This window comes from Amycolatopsis sp. NPDC102522, assembly GCF_055584485.1.
Window position 1 is genome coordinate 64,767 of sequence record NZ_JBVJLY010000032.1, and the last position, 18,621, is coordinate 83,387.

General features: G+C 71.4%; 3 protein-coding genes. All 3 read left to right on the forward strand.

What is annotated here, in order from left to right; all coding sequences use genetic code 11:
* Positions 1-233: 233 nt before the first annotated feature.
* From ACZ6YV_RS41175 to ACZ6YV_RS41185, 3 genes are read left to right on the forward strand one after another with little or no spacing between them, the layout of a single operon-like run.
* Positions 234-12,371: a non-ribosomal peptide synthetase gene (locus ACZ6YV_RS41175; protein ID WP_465514823.1), complete on the forward strand. Its 12,138-nt coding sequence runs from the start codon at positions 234-236 to the stop codon at positions 12,369-12,371.
* A 19-nt stretch (positions 12,372-12,390) separates the two neighbouring features.
* Complete coding sequence (locus ACZ6YV_RS41180; RefSeq protein WP_465514824.1) at positions 12,391-17,967, forward strand: amino acid adenylation domain-containing protein; 5,577 nt, start codon at positions 12,391-12,393, stop codon at positions 17,965-17,967.
* Entirely contained in the window at positions 17,964-18,173 is a 210-nt protein-coding gene (locus tag ACZ6YV_RS41185; RefSeq protein WP_378242044.1) for an MbtH family protein, read from the forward strand. The genes ACZ6YV_RS41180 and ACZ6YV_RS41185 overlap by 4 nt, the downstream gene beginning before the upstream one ends.
* The last annotated feature ends 448 nt before the right edge of the window (positions 18,174-18,621 follow it).

The following is an 18,621-nucleotide window of genomic DNA, read 5'->3' on the forward strand; positions in this document are numbered from 1 at the left end:
GTCGCGAAAGTGGCTTTCGCGACATCGGTTTCGCCACGCCAAACCTGACTGATCCGCATCATCGAACCCCGGCTGGACATGTTGTCCGGCAAGGCCGGGCAGGTGGATGATCCCTGCACGGGGGATCTTCCGAATACGACGTCGCTCTCCTCGATCCGGTTCCAGAACCGGGTCGAGGAATTCAAGCTGAGTTCGGCGAACTTCACGCCCTTCGCTGATTGAGGGAGATATTGATGAACCAGTCGCGGATCGAGGAAATCTGGCCGCTGTCGCCTTTGCAGGCCGGGTTGCTCTTCCACGCGGTTTACGACGGCGAAGGGCCTGACGTCTACGTAGGTCATTGGATCCTGGATCTGGACGGACCGGTGGACGCGACCCGGCTGCGCGCGGCTTGGGAGACTCTGCTGACCCGGCATGCCCCGCTGCGCGCGTGCTTTCGGCAGCGCAAGTCGGGTGAGACGGTGCAGATCATCGCCAAGCAGGTGGACCTGCCGTGGCGCGAGGTCGACCTTTCCCAACACGCCGACCCCTCCGAGGCCGTCCGAGAGTTGGCCGAGCAGGACCGCACGACGAGGTTCGACCTCGCGCGGGCGCCGTTGCTGCGGCTGACCTTGATCCGGCTCGGCGACCGCACGCACCGCCTGGTGGTGACCTGCCATCACACGATCATGGACGGCTGGTCGCTGCCCATCGTGCTCGACGAGATGGCGAAGCTGTACGGCGGCTCGGGGGAGCTGCCGGAGGTGACGTCGTACCGGGAGTATCTCGCGTGGCTGGGCCGTCAGGACAAGGCGAGGTCGCTCTCGGCCTGGGCGGAACGGATGGAGGGGGCCGACGAGCCGACGCTGGTGGTGCCCGCAGACCCGGGTCGCGCGCCTGCCGAGCCGGAGAGTGTCGAGGCTGAACTGCCGGAGGACCTCACGCGGGCGCTGGCCGGGCTGGCCCGTCGCCAGGGGCTGACGCTGAACACGGTGGTGCAGGGTGCGTGGGCGCTGGTGCTGGCGCAGCTGACCGGCCGGACGGACGTGGTGTTCGGGGCGTCGGTGTCGGCGCGCCCGCCGGATCTGCCCGGCGTGGAGGGGATGGTGGGGCTGTTCCTCAACACCGTTCCCGTGCGCGTGCGGCTGAACGGCTCGATGCCTGTCGCCGAACTGCTGACGGATCTGCAGAAGCGGCAGTCGGCGCTCATCCCCGATCAGTATGTGGGGCTGGCGGACATCCAGCAGGCGGCCGGTCCCGGCGCCGTCTTCGACACGTTGATCGTCTTCGAGAAGTTCCACCATGATTCCGGCGAATTGGGCTCCGCGGAGACCTTCGGCATCCAGGTGCATCAGGGCCGGGTGGCCGCCCATTATCCGCTGACGCTGGTCGCCGTCCCCGGCGAGTCGCTGTACTTCAAGCTCGACTATCTGACCGATCTCTTCGATCGTGACACCGCGCTCGCCATCGTCGAGCGGTTCACGGGCGTGCTGCGGCAGCTGGCGGGCGCGGGCGACCTCACGGTGGCCGGCGTCGAGGTGACGAGCGCGGCCGAGCGCGCCTTGGTGGTCGACGCCTGGGGAGCGTCGTCCCAGGCGCCGCCGAGTCTGACGGCGCCGGAGCTGTTCGCCGGTCAGGTGGACAGCCGCCGTGACGAGGTTGCGGTGGTCGACGGCGATCGGGCGTTGTCGTACGGAGAACTCGCCGAGCAGGCGGAGCGCCTCGCCGGTTTCTTGCACGACAAGGGAGTGCGGCGCGGGGACCGGGTGGCCGTGGTGCTGGACCGGTCGCCCGAGCTGATCGCGACGCTGCTCGCGGTGTGGAAGGCGGGCGCGGCGTACGTGCCGGTGGATCCCGCCTACCCGGTCGAGCGCGTGAAGTTCATGCTGGCGGATTCCGCGCCCGCGGCGGTGGTGTGCGCGAAAACGTACCGGGAAGCCGTGCTGGACGTCGGCCTCGATCCGATCGTCCTGGACGATCCCCGGACGCGGCAGGCGGTGGCGGAGTCCACTCGCCTGTCGGCGGGCACGAGCGCCCAGGACCTCGCCTACGTGATGTACACGTCGGGTTCGACGGGGACGCCGAAGGGTGTCGCGGTGTCGCACGGCAACGTCGCGGCGCTGGTCGGCGAACCGGGGTGGCGAGTGGGTCCCGGCGACGCCGTGCTGCTGCACGCCTCGCACGCGTTCGACATCTCGCTGTTCGAGCTGTGGGTGCCGCTGGTGTCGGGCGCGCGCGTGGTGCTGGCCGGAGCGGGCGCGGTGGACGGCGAGGCGCTGGCGGGTCACGTGGCCCGTGGCGTCACGGCCGCCCACCTGACCGCGGGCGCTTTCCGCGTGCTGGCCGAGGAATCGCCGGAGTCGGTCGCCGGTCTGCGCGAGGTGCTGACCGGTGGCGACGCGGTCCCGCTGGCGGCGGTGGAGCGCGTGCGGCGAGTGTGCCCGGACGTGCGGGTGCGCCATCTCTACGGTCCGACGGAGGCCACGTTGTGCGCGACGTGGTGGCTGCTCGAACCCGGTGACCGGACGGGATCGGTGCTGCCGATCGGACGACCGCTTCAGGGGCGGCGGGTCTACGTCCTCGACGCGTTCCTGCGGCCCGTGCCCGCCGGGGTGGCGGGCGAGCTGTATGTCGCCGGAGCCGGTGTGGCGCAAGGCTATCTGGAGCGTCCCGGGTTGACGGCCGAGCGGTTCGTGGCCGATCCGTTCGTTCCCGCCGGGCGCATGTACCGGACCGGGGACCTGGCGTACTGGACGGATCAGGGCGTGCTGGCCTTCGGCGGGCGCGCCGACGACCAGGTGAAGATCCGCGGCTATCGCGTGGAACCCGGCGAGATCGAGGTGGCCCTCGCCGGTCTGCCGGGGGTCGGCCAGGCCGTGGTGCTGGCCAGGCACGAGCACCTGATCGGGTACGTGGTCGCCGAAGCGGGACGCGACGTCGACCCGGCGTGGCTGCGCGAAGAGCTCGCCGAGACGCTGCCCGAGTTCATGGTCCCGGCCGTGGTGCTGGTGCTGGACGAGTTGCCGTTGACGGTCAACGGAAAGGTGGACCGTCGGGCGCTGCCCGAACCGGACTTCGCGTCGAAGTCGGTGGGCCGGGAACCGGTCACCGACGCCGAACGAGTCCTTTGTGGAGTGTTCGCCGAAGTCCTGGGCCTCGACCGCGTCGGGATCGAGGACAGCTTCTTCGAACTCGGCGGCGACTCGATCTCGTCGATGCAGGTCGCCGCCCGTGCGCGGCGCGAGGGGATTTCCCTTACCCCGCGTCAGGTTTTCGAGCTGCGAACCCCGGAGCGCCTCGCGGCTTTGGCGCAGGAGGCGGGCACGGCGCCGCGCGCCGAGGTCGTCACCGGCGTGGGGGAGATCCCGCGGACGCCGGTGATGCTCGCCCTCGGGGAAGACGCGACGCGCCCCGGCTTCGCGCAGGTGCGGGTCGTCGTCACCCCGGCGGGCTTGAAGCTGGACGCGCTGGTGAGCGCCGTGCAAGCGGTGCTGGACGCGCATGATCTGCTGCGGGTCCGGGTGGAGCCGGACGGTCGGCTGATCGTGCCCGAAAGCGGTGCGGTGGACGCGGCCGGCCTGGTCACGCGGGTGGCCGCAGGGACGGCGGAACTCGACGAGGTCGCCGAGCGCGAGGTCCGGGCGGCGACGGGCACGCTGGACCCGTCGGCGGGGATCATGGCGCGGGTCGTGTGGGTCGACGCCGGGGACGCCGAGCCGGGCCGGTTGGCCTTCGTGGCGCATCACCTGGCGGTGGACGCGGTCTCGTGGGGGATCGTGCTGCCGGATCTGCAGGCGGCCTACGACACGGCGAGCTCCGGCGGAACCCCCACCCTGGAAGCTCCCACGACGTCGTACCGGCAGTGGGCGCGACGGCTGACCGAACAGGCGATCGGCGAGAGCACCGTGGCCGAACTCGAGGACTGGGCCGCCGTGCTGGAGGGCGCGGACCCGGCACTGGAGCAGGACACCGGGCAGCATGCCGGGCAGTCGCACTCGTGGTCCACGCGCCTTTCCGGGGCCGAGGCACGGAACCTGGTGGCGCTCTTGCCGGGAGCGTTCCACTGCGGGATCCAGGACGTCCTGCTGGCGGGTCTCGCGGGTGCGGTGGCGCGGGTGCGCGGTACCGGCGCCGGGCTGCTGGTGGACGTGGAAGGGCATGGCCGCGAAGCCGCCGACGGCGAGGACCTGCTGCGCACCGTGGGCTGGTTCACCAGTGTTCACCCGGTCCGCCTCGAACTGTCCGATGTGGACCTCGCTGCCGCCGGACAACTGCTGAAGACCGTGAAGGACCAGATCCGCGCCGTTCCCGGCGACGGATCCGGCTACGGGCTGCTGCGCCATCTCAATCCCGACGCTCGAGCGAGGCTGGCCGGGTTGCCGTCCTCGCGGATCGGCTTCAACTACCTCGGCCGGACCGTCCTCGCTCCCCAGGACACCGCGTGGCAGCCAGGGGGCGAGGGGCCGCTGGGTGGTGGCCCGGACATGGTCCTCGCCCACGCCGTCGAGTTCAGCGCGGAAGTCCAGGACACACCGGACGGACCCCGGCTGGGGCTGGCCATCGACACCCGGGAATCCGACTTCGCCACGGTGGAGCGGCTCGGCGAGGCCTGGCTGGAGACGCTGATCGGTCTCGCCGCGCTCGCCGGGGATCCCGACGCGGGCGGGCACACGCCGTCCGACTTCGAGCTCGTCGGCCTGACACAGCGGGACGTGACGGAGCTGGAGGCCGCGACGCCGGGCTTGGCGGACATCTGGCCGCTGTCGCCGCTGCAGGAAGGCATGCTCTTCGAACGGGCCTTCGACGCCGACGGGGTCGATGTCTATCAGAGCCAGCGGATCCTGGACCTCGACGGACCGCTCGACGCGCGACGGCTGCGCGCGGCCTGGAACCAGGTTCTCGCCCGGCACGCGTCGCTCCGCACCGGCTTCCACCAGCTGGGTTCCGGCGAAACGGTGCAGGTCGTCTCGGCCGTGGCCGAAATCCCTTGGCGCGAGGCGGATCTGTCGCACCTCGACGAGGTCGCCGCGGCCGTGGAGGTCGAACGGCTGCTCGCGGAAGATCAGGCTCAGCGGTTCGACGTGACCAAGCCGCCGTTGCTGCGGCTGACGCTGATCCGCCTCGGCGCCGACAGGCACCGGCTCGTGCTGACGTCACACCATGTCGTGCTGGACGGCTGGTCCACGCCGCTCATCGTGGGCGAGGTGTCGACCGCCTACGCGGGCGGGCAGATCCCGTCGGCACCGTCCTATAAGGACTATCTGGCTTGGTTGGGTCGTCAGGACGACGACCGGACGCGCTCGGCATGGGCGGCCGAGCTCGCCGGCGCGGACGAACCGTCCCTTGTGGACGTCGACGCGGGCAAGGCGATGGTCATGCCCGGGGACCACGCCGAAGTGCTGTCCGAGGAGACAACCCGCGCGCTCACCGAGCTCGCCAGGGGAAACGGTTTGACGACCAGCACGATCCTGCAGGCCGCCTGGGCGCTGGTGCTGGCGCGGCTGGCGGGCCGGACGGACGTGGTGTTCGGGTCGGTGGTGTCGGGGCGGCCGGCGGAGGTGCCGGACGTCGAGCGGATGGTGGGGATGTTCATCAACACCGTCCCCGTCCGCGTGCGGCTCGACGGTGCTCGGCCGGTGCTGGAGCTGTTCCAGGACCTGCAGGGGCGCCAGGCGGCGCTGACCGAACACCAGTACCTGGGGCTGCCGGAGATCCAGAAGGCGGCAGGCGCGGGCGCTGTTTTCGACACCATCGTGATGATCGAGAACTACCCGCACACCGCCGACGGTCTCGGCGACGACGACGGGGTCGCGATCAGCTCCGTGGTCACCCGGACCGGCACCAGCTATCCGCTGACCATGAACGTCAGCCTCGGGGATCGCTTGCGGATCAACGTGTCCTACCGGCCCGACAGGCTCGGCGCCGAAGCGGCCGCCGAGGTCGCCAGGCAGGTCGTACGGGTCCTGGAACAGGTGGTGGCGCGGCCTTCGCTGCCGGTGGGCCGCCTCGGCGTGACGAGCGAACCGGCCCGCGAGTCGGTGGTGGAACGCTGGAACTCGACGGGAGAAGCGGCCGACACGACGTCGGTGCCGGAGTTGTTCCGCCGCCAGGCTGTCGCTTCGCCGGACGCGGTGGCGGTCGTGGACGGGGAACGAGCCCTGTCCTACGCCGACCTCGACCGGGAATCTGACCGGCTGGCCGGACAGCTGGCCGGTCTCGGCGTGCGGCGTGGTGACCGCGTCGGCGTGGTGATGGCGCGCGGCGCGGACCTGCTGGTCGCCCTGCTCGCGGTCTGGAAGGCGGGTGCCGCGCAGGTCCCGGTGAACGTGGACTACCCGGCGGAACGGATCGAGCGGATGCTGGCCGACGCCGGGGTCTCGGTCGCGGTCTGCCTCGAAGCGAGCCGCAAGGCGGTGCCGGACGGGGTCGAGCCGGTGCTCGTGGACGCCCCGGCGATCGGCGCCACGCCGCTCGTCTCGGTGGGAGCGCACGACGTCGCGTACGTCATGTACACGTCGGGATCGACAGGCGTGCCGAAGGGTGTCGCGGTGCCGCACGGAAGTGTGGCGGCGCTGGCGAGCGACCCGGGGTGGTCGCAGGGCCCCGGCGATCGTGTCCTGCTGCACGCGTCGCATGCTTTCGACGCGTCGCTGGTCGAGATCTGGGTGCCGCTGGTCAATGGAGCGTGCGTGGTGGTCGCGGAACCGGGCACTGTCGACGCGGAGCGGCTGCGCGAGGCGATCTCGCGCGGCGTGACCACCGTCCACCTGACGGCGGGCGCTTTCCGTGCGGTGGCCGAGGAAGCGCCGGAGTCCTTCCGCGGCCTGCGGGAGCTCCTGACCGGCGGGGACGCGGTCCCCCTCGCCTCCGTCGAACGGATGCGCCTGGCCTGCCCGGACGTCCGGGTCCGGCAGCTCTACGGCCCGACCGAGATCACCCTCTGCGCCACGTGGCTCGTCCTCGAACCGGGGGACGAGACGGGCGGGATCCTGCCGATCGGCGGTCCGCTGGCCGGACGTCAGGCCTATGTGCTCGACGCGTTCCTGCAGCCGGTGGCGCCGAACGTGCCCGGCGAGCTCTATCTCGCCGGAGCGGGACTGGCGCACGGCTACCTGGGCAACACCGCGTCGACCGCGGAACGGTTCATCGCCAACCCGTTCGGGCCAGGGAGGATGTACCGGACCGGCGACCTGGCGCGCTGGACGGAGCGGGGCGAACTGCTGTTCGGTGGGCGTGCCGACTCGCAGGTGAAGATCCGGGGCTACCGGGTCGAACCCGGCGAGATCGAGGCGGCGCTGACCGAGGTCCCCGACGTCGCGCAGGCGATCGTAGTGGCACGGGAAGAACGTCCCGGCGAAAAGCGGCTGGTCGCCTACGTGACCGCGGAATCGGGACAGGGACTGGAATCCGACGCGGTCCGCGAGCATCTCGCGGCCCGGCTGCCGGAGTTCATGGTGCCCTCGGTGGTGCTGGTGCTGGACGGCTTCCCGTTGACACTCAACGGAAAGATCGACCGCGCGGCGCTGCCCGCCCCCGAGTTCACGCCGAGGGCAGCCGGTCGCGAACCGCGCACCGAGACCGAGCGGGTGCTGTGCGACCTGTTCGCCGAGCTCCTCGGGCTGGACCGGGTCGGCGCCGACGACGGTTTCTTCGAGCTGGGCGGGGACTCGATCCTCTCGATGCGGTTGGCCGCCCGCGCGCGCCGCGAGAATCTCGTCTTCGGGGCCAAGCAGGTCTTCGAGCAGAAGACGCCCGCTGGGATCGCGGCGGTCGCCGAGCACGGCGGACAGGCGCGGGCCGAGGACACCGAGGGTGTCGGTGAGGTCCCGTTGACGCCGGTGGTGCGGGCGCTGCTCGAACGCGATCCGCTCGGGCTGACCCGGGAAGGCATGGCGCAGTGGGTGATCGTCGACGTGCCCGCAGACCTTTCCGTGCCCGCGCTGGCGGCCGGACTGGGCGCGGTGCTCGACACGCACGATCTGCTGCGGGGCCGGATCGTCGAGACCGAGGGCGCGGAGCCCAGGCTCGTCGTGGCCGAAAGGGGAACGGTCGACGCGGCGACGCTGGTCGAACGGGCCACCGGGGGCGACCTCGACGAAATCGCGAGTGACGCGGCGGCACGCCTGGATCCCGTCGGCGGCGTGATGGTGCGGGCGGTCCTGGTGGACGCCGGACGGCTCGTGGTGGCCGCGCATCACCTCGTGGTCGACGTGGTGTCGTGGCGAACCCTGCTGCCTGACCTGCAGACGGCCTGTGAAGCCGCGATCGCGGGCCTGCGGCCGTCGCTCGATCCGCCGGACGTCTCGTTCCGGCGCTGGTCGCGGACGCTGGCCGACGAGGCGATGCTCCGGACCGGCGAGCTGGCGACGTGGACGGCGATCCTCGACGGCGCGCGGTCGCGGCTGGGCGAGCTCGATCCCTTGCGCGACACCGTGTCGAGCGCGGGACGCCGGTCCTGGACCGTGCCCGCGGGCACGCTGGTGGAGAAGGCCACCTCGGCCTTCCACTGCGGTGTCCACGAGGTCTTGCTGGCCACCCTGGCCGGCGCCGTGGCCGGTTGGCGCGGCGGCACCGCCGTCGTGGTGGACGTCGAAGGCCACGGCCGTCAGCCCCTTGGCGAGATGGACCTTTCGCGGACGCTCGGCTGGTTCACCGACGTCCATCCGGTCCGGCTGGACGTCACCGGCGCAGACCCGGCCGAGGTGAGCGCGGGCGGCGACGCGGCAGGCCGATTGCTGAAGCAGGTCAAGGAAAACGTGCGAACCGTGCCCGACGGCGGGCTCGGCTACGGGATGCTGCGCTACCTCAACGCCGAGACGGGGCCGGTCCTCGCGGCGCTGCCGAAGGCGGAGATCGGGTTCAACTACCTCGGCCGCTTCTCGTCGGGCTCCGACGGTGCCACGCGCCCTTGGCAGATAACGGGAATCGTCGGCGGCGCGGCCGAGCAGGACACGCCGTTGCGGCACGCCCTGGAGATCGACGCCGTCGTGGCGGACGGCCCGGACGGACCCGAGTTCAGCCTGACCGTGACCTGGGCCCGGCGGATCCTCGACGACGCCGAGGCGGAGTCGTTCGCCGACGCGTGGCTCGCCATGTTGACCGGCCTCGCCACCCACGTCGACGGCGGCGGTGCCGGGGGACACACGCCGTCCGACTTCCCGCTCGCCGCGCTGACGCAGCGAGAGGTGACGGAGGTCGAGGCCGTCGCGCCGGATCTGCTCGACATCTGGCCGCTTTCCCCGCTGCAGGAAGGTTTGCTGTTCCACACCGCCGACGAGCACGGCCCGGACGTCTACGCGAGCATGCGGACCCTCGCCCTCGACGGCCCGCTGGACGTCGCCCGCTTCCGCGCGTCCTGGCAGGCCTTGCTCGACAGGCACGCCGCCCTGCGGGCGAGCTTCCTCCAGCTCCGGTCCGGGACGGCCGTGCAGGCGATCGCCCGCGAGGTGACGCTGCCCTGGCGGGAGACGGACCTTTCCGGGCGGCCCGAAGACGAGGCCCTGGCGGAATTCGGCAGGCTCGCGGACGAACAGCACGCGGAGCGGTTCGATCTGGCCCAGGGGCCGCCGCTGCGCCTGCACCTGGTGCGCCTCGGCGAACGCAGGCACCGGCTGATCGTGACGTCGCATCACATCGTGGTCGACGGCTGGTCCCTGCCGCTCATCGCCGCCGACGTGCTGGCGGCCTACGAAGCGGGCGGTGACGGCCGGGCGCTGCCCGCCGCGGCGTCGTATCGCGACTATCTCGCCTGGATCGCCCGTCAGGACAAGACGGCCGCCCAGGAGGCGTGGCGGACCGAACTCGCGGGCCTCGACGAGGCGACGCAGGTCGTGCCGCCGGAGTCGATCCTCACGCCGCTCGCGCCCGAACGCGTCCGGTTCGAACTCGGCGACGAGCCGAGCAGGCTCCTGGCGGAGTTCAGCCGCCGTCACGGCGTCACGCCGAACACGCTCTTCCAGGGGCTCTGGGCACTGCATCTGGCCCGGCTGACCGGACGCGAGGACGTCGTCTTCGGCGCCGCTGTGGCCGGACGCCCGCCCGAGATCCCCGGCGTGGAGGTCTCGATCGGCCTGTACATGAACATGCTTCCGGTCCGGGCCCGCCTCATCGGCGCCGAACCGGTCGTCGATCTGTTGAAGGGCTTGCAGGAACGGCAGGTCGCGTTGCTGCCGCACCAGCACCTCGGGCAGAGCGAGATCACCAAGTCCGCCGGCCGCGGCGCCGCGTTCGACACGATCGTGGTGTTCGAGAACTATCCGCCCCCGCCGCCCCGGTTCGACGGTCCCGACGCGCTCGTCCTGAGCCCGGCGGGGAATTCGGACGACGACGGGCACTATCCGCTGTCCCTGCGAGCGTCCGTGGCGGGAGGCCCCGTCCGCGGCGAACTCATCTACCGGCCGGACGTGGTCGACCGGGCCGGGGCCGAGGAGATGGTCGCGTCGCTGCTCCGCGCGCTCGACCAGGTGCTGGCCGAGCCCCGGACGCCGGTGGGCCGGATCGGCCTGCTCGGCCCGGAGCAGCGCCGTCTGGTGGTGGACGAGTGGAACCGGACCGACGCGCCACTCACGGAGAAGACGCTGCCGGTGCTGGTCCGCGAACAGGCGGAGCGGACGCCGGACGCGGTGGCCGTCCAGGACGGGACGCGGAGCCTGACGTACGGCGAACTGCTCGGCGAGGTCGAAGCGCTGGCCCGGCTGCTCGTGGGGCTGGGCGTGCGGCGGGAGACCCGGGTGGGCGTGGTCGTCGGTCGCTCGGCCGAGCTGGCCGTGACCCTGATGGCGGTTTCGTTCGCGGGCGGGGTTTTCGTGCCCGTCGACCCGGACTATCCCCGTGAGCGTGTCGAGTTCATGCTGGCGAATTCGGCACCCGAGGTGCTGGTGTGCACGAAGGCGACCCGGGAGGTCGTGCCCGTGGGGTTCGCGGGCACGGTGCTGATGCTGGACGAACTGCCCGCCGCCGATCCGGGCGTCGAATTGCCGCCGGTGGCAAGGGAAGACGCGGCGTACGTGATCTACACGTCCGGGTCGACAGGGGTGCCCAAGGGTGTCCTGGTCACCCACTCCGGGCTCGTCAACCTGGGCTACGCGCATATCGAGCGGATGGCCGTGACGTCGTCCTCGCGGGTCCTGCAGCTGTCCGCGATCGGCTTCGACGCCATCGTTTCCGAGCTCTACATGGCCTTGCTGGCCGGCGCGACCCTGGTCCTGCCGGACGCGGCGAGCATGCCTCCCCGGATGACGCTGGGCGACGCGATCCGGCAGGCGGGCATCACCCACCTGACCGTGTCGCCGAGTGTGCTCGCGAGCGAGGACGACCTGCCGGACACGCTGCGGACCGTGCTGACGGGCGGCGAGGCCCTGCCCGCCGCGCTGGTGGACCGCTGGTCGCCGGGCCGCCGGGTGATCCAGGCGTACGGGCCGACCGAGACGACCATCTGCTCGACGATGAGCGCCCCGTTGTCGCCGGGACACGACCAGGTCCCGCTCGGCGGCCCGATCCACAACGTGCGGCACTACGTGCTCGACGCGTTCCTGCGGCCGGTGCCGCCGGGCGTGGTCGGCGAGCTGTACATCACCGGCGTCGGGCTGGCTCGCGGCTACCTCGGGCGGCCCGGCCTGACGGCGGAACGGTTCGTCGCCAGCCCGTTCGCCCCCGGCGAGCGGATGTACCGCTCCGGCGACCTGTTCCGCTGGACCCGGGAAGGCCAGCTGCTGTTCGCGGGCCGGATCGACGCGCAGGTCAAGGTGCGCGGATACCGGGTCGAGCCCGCCGAGATCGAGGCCGTGCTCGCGGAGCATCCGTGGGTCGGCCAGGTCGTGATCTCCGTCCGCCGGGACGGGCCGGGCGACAAACGGCTGGTGGCCTACGTCGTGCCGTCGGCCGAAGCCGCCGACGGGAACGGCGCGCTGACCGCCGCGCTGCGGGAGCTGGCGGCCGAACGCCTGCCGGACTACATGATGCCCGCGGCGTTCGTGGCGCTGGAGAAGATGCCGCTCACCCCGAACGGCAAGCTCGATCATCAGGCACTGCAAGCCCCCGACTTCGCCGCGCTGTCCTCGAAACGGGCCCCGCGCACCCCCGCCGAGGCGAGGTTGTGCGAACTGTTCGCGGAAGTGCTCGGCCTGGAGCAGGTGGGGCCCGACGACAGTTTCTTCGAACTCGGCGGCGACTCGATCACCTCGATGCAGCTTTCGGTCCGGGCTCGCGGCACCGGGCTGAAGCTGACCCCGCGGCAGGTGTTCGACGAGAAGACACCGGAACGGCTGGCGGCGATCGCCCGGGAACTCCCGGGTGAGGACGAGACCGCCGCGGCGCCGGAACCCGCCGGGGGCACGCTCGTCGCCCTCTCCCCGGACCAGATGGACCTACTCGAGGCCGGGCTGGCCGAATGACCGCCTTAAGGAGCACATTGTGACCGTTGACGACACTCGCGCGAAGCGTCGCTCCAGCGTGGAGGACGTCTGGCCTCTTTCCCCGCTGCAGGAGGGAATGCTCTATCACACCGCCCTCGACGACGAGGGTCGTGACACCTACACCGTGCAGACCGTCTACGCCATCGACGGACCGCTGGACGCCGGTCTGCTGAGGGTGTCTTGGCAGGCACTCGTGGACAGGCATGCCGCACTGCGGGCCTGTTTCCGCTATGTCAGCGGCGCGCAGATGGTGCAGGTGATCGCGCGGGACGCGGAAATCCCTTGGCGTGAAACGGATCTCGCCGGGCTGCCGGACGACGTCGCCGACAGCGAGGTCGACCGGCTGGCGGGCGACGAGCTCGCCGAGCGGCTGCGCATCGAGGCGGCGCCGCTGATGAAACTGCACCTGATCCGGCTCGGCCCGGAGCGCCACCAGCTCGTGCACACACTGCACCACGTGCTGGTCGACGGCTGGTCGATGCCGATCCTGCACCGAGAGCTCGCCGCGATCTACGCGGCGGGCGGGGACGCGTCCGGCCTTCCACCGACAGTGTCCTATCGGGACTATCTCGCCTGGCTCGGCAAGCAGGACAAGGAAGTGGCGCGCGCGGCCTGGCGGGACGAGCTCGTCGGGCCGGACACGCCGACCACGGTCGCCGCGCCCGATCCGGGCCGCGTACCGGACATCCACACGACGGTGGTCGAGCTGTCCACGGAGCTGACGGACGGCTTGGCGCGGTTCGCGCGCGGCAACGACCTCACGCTGAACACCGTCGTGCAGGGCGCGTGGGCCGTCGTGCTGGCGCAACTCGCGGGCCGCGACGACGTCGTGTTCGGCGCGACCGCTTCCGGGCGGCCCGCCGACCTGGACGGCGTGGAGGCGATGGTCGGCCAGCTGCTCAACACCCTGCCGGTGCGGGTCCGGCTCGACGGCGGGCTTCGCGCCGTCGAGCTGTTCGCGCGGCTGCAGCGCGACCAGTCGGCGCTCATGGCCCACCAGCACCTCGGGCTGCAGGACGTGCAGGCCGTCGTCGGACCCGGCGCGGTCTTCGACACGCTCGTCATCTACGAGAACTTCCCCCGCAAGGGACTCGGCCGGGCATCGGACGAGGGCCTGACCCTGATCCCGGTGAAGCGCGGGCGCAACTCGTCGCACTACCCGTTCACGCTGATCACCGGACCCGGCGAGCGGATGCCGCTGATCCTCGACTACGACCGGACCCTGTTCGACGCCACGGCCGCCGAATCGGTCGTCGGTGCGATGGCACGCCTGCTGGAGCGGCTTGTCGCCGAGCCCGACGTCCTCGTCGGCCGTCTGACCCTGGCGAGCGAGGCCGAGCGCGCCCTGGTGGTGGACGACTTCAACGCGACCGCGGGCCCGGTGCCGGGGGAGTCCGTCGTCCAGCTGTTCGCCCGGCGGGTGGCCGCGGCGCCGGAAGCGGTCGCGATCACCGCCGCCGACGGCGCGAACCTGACCTACGCCGAAGTCGACGGCGCGTCGGATCGGCTGGCGGGCTACCTCGCCGGTCGCGGCGTCGGTCGTGGCGACCGTGTCGGGGTGGCCATGGAACGCTCGCCGGAGCTGGTCATCGCGTTCCTGGCGATCTGGAAGGCGGGCGCCGCCTACGTCCCGGTGGACGTCGAGTACCCGGCCGAGCGGATCTCGTTCATTTTCAGCGATTCCGGCGTCTCGACCGTCCTGTGCACGGAAGCCACCAGCGCTGTCGCGCCGGAGAACGCGATCGTGCTCGACGCGCCCGCGACGCGCGCTGCCATCAACGACTGCGCGGCGCCGGAGATCCGGCCGCACGCGGGCGATCTGGCGTATGTCATGTACACCTCCGGATCCACCGGCCTGCCGAAGGGCGTGGGCATCCCGCACGGGGCCGTCGCCGGTCTGGCGGGTGACGCGGGCTGGCAGATCGGGCCCGACGACGGCGTGCTGATGCACGCGACGCACGTCTTCGACCCGTCGCTCTACGCGATGTGGGTGCCGCTCGTCTCGGGCGCCCGTGTCCTGCTCACCGAGCCGGGGGCGCTGGACGCGGCCGGGGTCCGGCAGGCCGTGGGACGCGGCGCGACCTTCGTCCACCTCACCGCCGGCAGCTTCCGCGCGCTGGCGGAGACGTCGCCGGAATGCTTCGACGGCCTGGTCGAGATCGGGACCGGCGGCGACGTGGTTCCCCTGCAGTCGGTGGAGAACCTGCGGCGGGCCCAGCCCGGTTTGCGCGTGCGCAACACCTACGGGCCGACCGAGACCACGCTGTGCGCGACGTGGCTGCCGATCGAACCCGGTGACGTGCTCGACCGGGAGCTGCCGATCGGCCATCCGATGACCAACCGCCGGATCTACGTCCTCGACGCCTTCCTGCGCCCGGTCGCGCCGGGGGTGGCGGGTGAGCTGTACATCGCGGGCACCGGGCTGGCGCGGGGGTACCTGAACAGCCCCGGCCTGACGGCGGACCGCTTCGTGGCGTGCCCTTTCCTTGCCGGTGAACGCATGTACCGCACCGGGGACAGGGCGCGCTGGACCCGTGACGGCGAGATCGTGTTCCTCGGCCGCGCCGACGACCAGGTGAAGATCCGCGGCTACCGGGTCGAGCTCGGCGAAGTGGAGGCCGTGCTGGCGGCCCAGCCGGGAGTGGTCGAAGCGGTCCTCCTGGCGCGGGAAGACCAGCCGGGCGAGAAGCGCCTTGTCGGCTACTTCGTGTCCGACGGCGGCGACGCGGGGCCGGAGGAGATCCGGCGGCAGATGGCGCTGGTCCTGCCCGACTACATGGTCCCGATCGCGGTCGTCGCCCTGCCCGGCCTGCCCGTCACCCCCAACGGCAAGGTGGATCGCCGGGCCCTGCCCGCCCCGGATCTCGTGGGACGCGCGTCGGAGAAGGCGCCGGAGAACGAGACCGAGAAGGTGTTGTGCGCGCTGTTCGGCGAGATCCTCAGCGTGGAGCAGGTAGGTGTCGACGACGCTTTCCATGACCTCGGCGGCAGTTCGGCGCTGGCCATGCGGCTCGTCGCGCGGATCCGGGAGGAACTCGGCGAGGACCTGCCGATCCGGCAGCTGTTCTCCTCGCCGACGCCCGCCGGGCTGGCCAGGGCTCTGGCCGCGAAGTCCCGCCCCGTCCTCGAAGTCGCCCAGCGGCCGGACCGGGTGCCCCTCACCGCCCGGCAGCTGCGCGCCTGGCTGCTGGCCGATCCCGGTGGCGAGACGGCGGGTCTGACCACCTCGGTCGCCCTGCGGTTGCGCGGCAAGCTGGACGTGCCCGCGCTGACGGCGGCGCTCGGCGACGTCGCGACCCGGCACGAGCTCCTTCGCACGACTTTCCCCGGCGACGTGCAAAGCGTGCACCAGCACGTCCACGACGCCCCGGCGGTCGAGCCGACGCCGGTCCCGGCCACCGAGGAGGACCTTCCCGGGCTGCTCGCGGAGCGGCGCGAGTCGGCCTTCGACCTCACCAAGGATCTGCCGTGGAGATGTGACCTCTTCGCGCTGTCGGACAAGGAGCACGTCCTTCACCTGCAGGTGCACCGGATCCTCGCGGACGATGACTCGCTGGACGTGTTCTTCCGCGATCTGGCGGCCGCGTACGGCGCGCGGCGCGAAGGCCGTGTCCCGCAGCGTGCGCCGCTGGCCCTGCAGTTCGCCGACTACGCGCTCTGGGAGCGGCGGCTGCTCGAAGACGAGGACGAGCCGGGCAGCCTGATCAACGAGCAGATCTCCTTCTGGCGGGACAACCTGGCGGGCATCGACGGGGAGACGGTGCTCCCGTTCGACCGGCCGCGGCCCGCCGTCCCCTCGCGGCGCGCCGATACGGTCGCGCTGCGGCTGGACGCCGGCCCGCACGCCCGGCTGACGGCGGCTGCGGAGTCGACGGGCGCGGAGACGCACCAGCTGGTGCACGCCGCGCTCGCCATGCTGCTGACCGGCTACGGGGCGGGCCACGACCTGGTGATCGGCACGACGCTGCCCAGGGACGAGGAGCTCTTCGACCTCGAACCGATGGTCGGACCGTTCACCCGGCCGCTCGCCCTGCGCACGGATCTCTCGGGCGACCCGGACTTCCTGGAGGTCGTCAGCAGGGTGCAGGAAGCCTTCCAGGCCACGGAACAGCATCTGGACGTGCCTTTCGAACGGATCGTCGAGCTGCTTGACCTGCCCGCCTCGCTTTCGCGGCATCCCGTGTTCCAGGTGGGACTGCGGGTGGACGAGGAGGACATCGACGGCTGGTCGGCGGCGGAACTGCCCGCCCTGCGCACCAGCGTCGAACCCGGCGGGACCGAGGCCATGGAGCTGGATCTCGCGATCAAGCTCACCGAGCGCTTCGATGACGACGACAACCCCGGCGGTCTCGAAGGCGCGCTGCACTTCGCCACCGACCTGTTCGACCAGGCCACGGCCGAGTCGGTGGCCCGGCGGCTGGTCCGCGTCCTCGAACAGGTGGCGGAGGATCCGCAACGGCGGATCAGCGACCTGGATCTCTTCCTCGACGACTTCGAACGCGGCCGTCCGCCCATCGCCCCGGCGCGGTGGGCCGGGGCTGTGCCCCAGGTGGTCGCCGACCTCGCCGGGGACGACCCGGTCGGCGCGCTCGTGCTGGACGACAGGCTGCGTCCCGTCGCTCCGGGCACCGTCGGCGATCTCTACGTCGTCGGCCCGGCCGTGGACGCGGGACCGGCCGAGCTGCCGACCGTGCCGTGTCCGTTCGGGGAGGAAGGGCACCAGATGCTGCGCACGGGCCTGCTGGCCCGGAAGACCCCCGCGAAGACCTTGGTCGTCGTGGGCGAGCGGCGGCGGGCGAGCACTTCGGTGAAGACCGGCGACTTCGAGATCCTGCTGCCGCTGCGGGCCGACGGCGACCGGCCGCCGCTGTTCTGTGTGCACGCGAGCGGCGGCTTGAGCTGGAACTACGAGCCGCTGCTGCGGTACCTCCCGGCGGATCAACCGGTCTACGGCGTGCAGGCACGCGGCCTGGCCCGGACCGAACCGCTGCCGGGCAGCGTCGAGGAGATGGCGGCCGACTACCTGGGCCAGATCCGCGCCGTGCAGCCGACCGGGCCGTACCACCTCCTCGGCTGGTCGCTCGGCGGCCGCATCGCGCAGGCGATGGCCAAGGTGCTGGAGGCGGAAGGGGAGAAGGTCGGCCTGCTGGCCCTCCTCGACGCCTATCCCGTCTACATGGGACGCAAGACGACCGGCGCCGCGAGCGAAGAAGCGGCCCTGTCGAAGCGGAACCAGGCGGACCTGGATCTCGCGGGTCAACTGGTCAAGGGGGAGGCCGCCCGGTCGCGCCTGGAGGCTGTCATGCGCAACCTCTGGGACGTCGGGCCGAAACACGTCTCGTCGCCCTTCGACGGCGACATCCTGCTCTTCGTGGCCACTGTGGACCGTCCCGAGCATCTGCCCGTCTCGGTGGCGAAGGCCAGCTGGAAGGACTTCACCAGCGGGGCCATCGAGACCCACGACGTCCCGTCCAACCACTACGACATGGTGCAAACCGCGGCGCTGGGCCAGATTGGAGCCATCGTCGCCGAAAAACTCCGGCACCGCCCGGAAGGTGAAAGGACACAACGATGACGAACCCGTTCGACAACGAAGCCGGTTCCTTTTTCGTGCTGGTCAACGACGAGGGCCAACACTCCCTGTGGCCGTCCTTCGCGGAGGTGCCCGCGGGCTGGACCCGTGTGCACGGCGAAGCCCCCCGCCAGGAGTGCCTCGCCTACGTCGAGGAGAACTGGACGGACCTCCGGCCGAAGAGCCTCATCCAGGAAGTCGGCGCCTGAGGAAGGCGTCCAGCCGCTCAACGCGGACGGTTGGACGGCCGCGGTCGTGAGTGGCCGCTCCGGAATCGCCTGGCTGCGGTCGTGAGGGGTAAGTGTCGTTAGAGCGACCCGAAACGCTCACGACCCACCGGCGGTGTTCGGTCACGGGAGCCCGGGCCGCTCCGGAACCGTCCGGCCGCGGTCGTGAGTGGCGCGGCGACGCAACCCCTCACCACACCGTGATGCCTCCAATGTGGCGTTGGGGACCTTGAGCGCCCCCAACGCCACATTGGGGGCATCCTCCCTGCTGGGAGCGCTGGCCCCCTTCACGGTTGTCCAGCGGCCGTGTCGCGAAAGCCACTTTCGCGACATCAGATGTCCCGAAAGATGCTCCTATTGATGTCAAGGGGTGTGGGTGAGGTCTGTGGTGAGTGCTCGGTGGATTTCGCGGGCTATGTAGCGTTTGAGG